The sequence below is a fragment of the Buttiauxella cochleicola genome (assembly GCF_021282435.1).
GTDB lineage: Bacteria > Pseudomonadota > Gammaproteobacteria > Enterobacterales > Enterobacteriaceae > Buttiauxella > Buttiauxella massiliensis.
In genome coordinates, this window is the sequence record NZ_JAJSOT010000019.1 from 1 (window position 1) to 4,587 (window position 4,587).

At 45.2% G+C, this 4,587-nt stretch carries 4 protein-coding genes, 4 tRNA genes and 1 rRNA gene; 1 reads left to right on the forward strand and 8 read right to left on the reverse strand.

The features are described from left to right. From LVQ77_RS22150 to LVQ77_RS22170, 5 genes are all read right to left on the reverse strand, one after another. On the reverse strand, window positions 1–128 hold a 128-nt coding region (locus LVQ77_RS22150), incomplete at its 3' end, for a GTP-binding protein (protein ID WP_016197641.1). A 111-nt stretch (window positions 129–239) separates the two neighbouring features. Further along, window positions 240–315 (reverse strand) — tRNA-Thr (locus tag LVQ77_RS22155). 5 nt (window positions 316–320) lie between these two features. Next, window positions 321–395, reverse strand: a tRNA-Gly gene (locus tag LVQ77_RS22160). A gap of 119 nt (window positions 396–514) precedes the next feature. Beyond that, window positions 515–599, reverse strand: a tRNA-Tyr gene (locus tag LVQ77_RS22165). A 10-nt stretch (window positions 600–609) separates the two neighbouring features. Next, a tRNA-Thr gene (locus LVQ77_RS22170) sits at window positions 610–685 on the reverse strand. Window positions 686–1,275: 590 nt separating this feature from the next. Between LVQ77_RS22170 and coaA the strand changes: the two genes are divergently transcribed. After that, window positions 1,276–2,226 (forward strand): type I pantothenate kinase, encoded by a 951-nt coding sequence (coaA, locus tag LVQ77_RS22175; protein ID WP_064515269.1) that lies wholly within the window; start codon window positions 1,276–1,278, stop codon window positions 2,224–2,226. Between the two features lie 29 nt (window positions 2,227–2,255). Here the strand turns inward: coaA and birA are convergent, their stop codons facing one another. From birA to rrf, 3 genes are all read right to left on the reverse strand, one after another. After that, window positions 2,256–3,218, reverse strand: coding sequence for a bifunctional biotin--[acetyl-CoA-carboxylase] ligase/biotin operon repressor BirA (gene birA / locus LVQ77_RS22180; protein WP_232905490.1), 963 nt, complete (start codon window positions 3,216–3,218; stop codon window positions 2,256–2,258). Next, a complete protein-coding gene (gene murB, locus LVQ77_RS22185; protein ID WP_232866949.1) occupies window positions 3,215–4,243 on the reverse strand; it encodes a UDP-N-acetylmuramate dehydrogenase in 1,029 nt (342 codons plus the stop codon). Before murB ends, birA begins: the two co-directional genes overlap by 4 nt. Window positions 4,244–4,514: 271 nt before the next feature. Then, window positions 4,515–4,587, reverse strand: a 5S ribosomal RNA gene (gene rrf, locus LVQ77_RS22530); the annotation flags it as partial.

Consider the following 4,587-nt stretch of genomic DNA (forward strand, 5'->3'; position numbering starts at 1 on the left):
GAACCACCGTAGGTTTTAGCCAGAACGGTAGTGATTGCTGCAGTCAGAGTGGTTTTACCATGGTCAACGTGGCCGATAGTACCGACGTTGACGTGCGGTTTTGTACGTTCAAATTTTTCTTTAGACATCGATTGTCCCTCTAAGACACGGATAAATCGGTGATATCACCACATCAACCAGGCGAAAGCCTGAATTTGTTGAATTCATTAACAGAAGAGAAACAGGGAGGATAAAGGAGGTGGTGCTGATAGGCAGATTCGAACTGCCGACCTCACCCTTACCAAGGGTGCGCTCTACCAACTGAGCTATATCAGCACATCTGGAGCGGGCAGTGGGAATCGAACCCACATCATCAGCTTGGAAGGCTGAGGTAATAGCCATTATACGATGCCCGCATCTCTGGAACTCGGCTACCTGCTTGAATTCTGTATAGAACCTGAGGAGAGGCTCCTCAGTATTCGAGTCGACTAGTTGGATCTCGTCGCCTCGGGCTGCGCATAGCGCGGCCTGAAAATGGTGGTGGGGGAAGGATTCGAACCTTCGAAGTCGATGACGGCAGATTTACAGTCTGCTCCCTTTGGCCGCTCGGGAACCCCACCAAGCACTTGATGGTGCCGACTACCGGAATCGAACTGGTGACCTACTGATTACAAGTCAGTTGCTCTACCTACTGAGCTAAGTCGGCATCAAGTAGCGCGCATTCTAGGAAGACCGGCGCCTTGATGCAACAAAAAAATTAAAGAAAATGCACTACCGCTTATATTTTGCGCGATAGCTCGTAAAAATGATGAATTAAACGGCATTTCGGGCTGATTTTGTACATCAAGGACCGTAATGATTTATACAAAATAGAGTTATTGTGCTCTTCTACTACATGCTTTGCTTACAAAGCACCTTCTTTTAATACTCTGCCACTGCACTAATCTCTCTTCATTTACTTTGGAAGGATGACTTCACTCCCTAACTACTGCTTTTAGACACCTTCATTACTTGATTGCAATGTCAGCCCCGCATTATCAGCCGCAAACTCTTATTCTTCATTAAGCATTTATACGGTGCATTACGAATCAACACCGAGCTGCAACGTGATGCTGTCCTCTCAATGCATCACCACTTTCTTTTTTTCTTATTATTATCCCTCATCTGGTGTTACCCTCCTGCCCATTGTGAAAAGTAATATACGTTGCACGCCTTTGATTACCTGAGATGAGTCCCCTTTTCTCAGTCTGCGTACTACGTTCATTTTTGTCCTGAATTACAGGCAGAAGCATGCTTATGAGTAATAAAGAGCAAATGTTGACGACTCCTTATATGCAGTTCAACCGCAACCAGTGGGCAGCCTTGCGCGACTCAGTACCGATGACACTGACCGAAGGTGAAATCGCCCGGTTGAAAGGTATCAATGAGGACCTCTCGTTAGAAGAAGTGGCTGAAATTTATCTGCCACTCTCACGCCTATTGAATTTTTATATCAGTTCAAACCTGCGCCGACAGGCTGTATTAGAGCAATTTTTGGGCACTAATGGACAGCGTATTCCCTACGTCATTAGTATTGCCGGCAGTGTCGCTGTAGGTAAAAGTACAACTGCTCGCGTGTTACAAGCCTTACTTAGCCGCTGGCCTGAACATCGCAGCGTAGAGTTGATTACTACTGATGGGTTTCTACATCCGAATAATGTGTTGAAAGAACGCAATCTGATGAAGAAAAAAGGATTCCCGCAATCCTATGATATGCATCGTTTGGTGAAATTTGTTTCTGATATTAAATCAGGGGTGCCGAATGTGACGGCTCCGGTTTACTCTCACCTTATTTATGATGTCATACCTGATGGTGATAAAACGGTTGCTCAGCCTGATATTTTAATTCTTGAAGGATTAAATGTTTTGCAGAGTGGTATGGATTACCCCCACGATCCGCATCATGTATTTGTATCAGATTTTGTTGATTTCTCTATATATGTCGATGCCCCCGAAGATCTACTGCAAGATTGGTATATCACGCGGTTCCTGAAATTCCGTGAGGGTGCATTTACCGATCCGGACTCTTATTTTCATAGTTACGCGAAACTTCCAGAAGATGAAGCTGTGAATGTTGCACTGCAACTTTGGAAAGAGATCAACTGGCTGAATTTAAAAGAAAATATTCTACCCACCCGCGAGCGTGCCAGCTTAATCATGACGAAAAGTGCAAATCATGAAGTGGACTGTGTAAGACTCAGAAAATAGATAACGGGGGATTTAATCCCCCATTATCATTAAGTTATCCCGCGCAGTGATATCTCTCCACCAACCCAAGGTTTAATAACGCCATCTTGTTCTAACAGCAAGCCGCCTTGTTCATTAATTCCTCGTGAGATGCCATGAATTTCTTTGTCACCAATAATTAACCTCACCTGGCGATTAATAAAATTATCGAGCAATTCCCAACGTGGAAGGAATGGTATTAAACCTTCGTCTTCGAATAAATATAATGCCCTACGTAGTTCTTTTATTATTCTGATGGCTAATGCATTGCGATCTATATTAATCCCAGCTTCCTGGAGATTAATCCAGCTTTGATTAATCACGTCAGTGGCCACATTACGCATCGCAAGATTGATACCTGCGCCGATAACAATTTGTGCCGCATCACCTGTTTTCCCAGTTAACTCAACAAGAATGCCGGCAAGCTTGCGATCATTGAGATAGAGATCATTTGGCCACTTAACTCTGACATTTTCAGCACCTAATTCACGCAACACTTCAGCCATCACAATCCCGATGACAAGACTTAGACCCACCGCAGCTGCTGGACCTTGTTCGAGTCGCCAGAACATTGAAAGATAAAGATTTGCACCAAATGGAGAAAACCACTGCCGACCACGACGCCCTCGACCGGCTTGCTGATATTCAGCAATGCATGCATCACCAGACTGAAGTGATTCAATACGATCGAGTAAATATTGGTTAGTCGAATCAATGACAGGTAATACCGCAACTGAGCCTGTTTCAATTTGCGATTTTATCAGCTCTTCATTCAGTAACTGGATAGGGTCCGGGAGGCTATAGCCTTTCCCTGGGACGGTAAAAACATCCACTCCCCAGTCTCTTAGAGTTTGAATGTGCTTATTTATGGCCGCACGACTCATACCGAGCTGCTCACCGAGTTGCTCACCAGAGTGAAATTCACCATCGGCCAGGATACTAATCAGCGTGAGTGGGACTGTATTATCTTTCATGCAATTGTCTCCACTGCACTAACTTCACCACATGTGCCGATGAAACGGACTTCTGGTTCCAGCCACACATTAAATTTCTCCCCGACACACTGACGAATATGATGTGCAAGATCGACAACATCCAGACTTGAAGCCCCACTCTCATTTATCAGTACCAAAGCTTGTTGTTGATGCACTGTCGCACCACCTACCTTGTAGCCTTTCAGTTGGCATTGATCGATCAACCAACCTGCCGCCAGTTTTATTGACCCATCAGGCTGAGGATAGTGTGGAATGTTAGTGAAGGCCGCAAGTAGTACAGCAGCCTGTTCGGCATCAACGACTGGATTCTTGAAAAAGCTCCCCGCATTGCCATTAACACGTGGATCCGGAAGCTTTGTCATACGCATATGGCAAACTGCATCAAATACTTCCTGAGGCGTGACATTTCCAGCATCAAGACGGGCTAAGTCACCATAGCTTAATACTGGCTGCCATTGTTTTGGCAAACGTAATCCCACGGCAATGATTGCATAGTGGTTCTGATATTCATGCTTAAAAATACTGTCACGATAGCTAAACTGGCACTGTGAATTATCCAGGCGATGCATCTCACCGCTGATTAAATCAACGCAATCAACGTAATGGCAGACGTTTTTAAGCTCAACACCATACGCGCCAATATTTTGAATTGGTGAAGATCCAGCGCATCCCGGAATTAAAGCCAGGTTTTCAAGCCCGGGCATTCCTTGCTGTAAGGTATTTTCAACCAGATGATGCCAGTTTTCACCTGCACCCACATGCAGATACCACGCATCATTTTCTTCCGTCACTTCTATACCTGAAATACGGTTGATAATTACCGTGCCGGAATAATCCTCAAGAAAGAGAACGTTACTCCCCTCGCCCAGAATCAACACTGGCATATTTGCTGCCATTGCTTCACTCCAGGCATCCTTTAATTGTTGCACGGTTTCAGCAATGACAATGCGTGAAGCATTAGCCTGAATACCGAATGTATTGAAAGGTTTAAGAGAAGTGCTCATGTTGGGTATCTTTCCTGAGTTTAAACCCGGTTAGTTTACCTTATATGGTGGGGGTTGGCTTGATAAGAGGGGAACATGAAGGGTGATTTCATAAATCGCAGACAGCAAAAAACCCTGAACATCAGTACAGGGCTTGTATTCGTATCATCCTGATACTCACCCCTCCGGGGCCGTCGCAAGCGACGTGCAACATTGCTCCCGACAATGTTGTCCACTTAGCAAGCACAAAAAAGCCCCATGCTTTCGCATGAGGCTTGTTTGTTTATTTGGAGCCTGGCAGTTCCCTACTCTCGCATGGGGAGACCCCACACTACCATCGGCGCTACGGCGTTTCACTTCTGAGT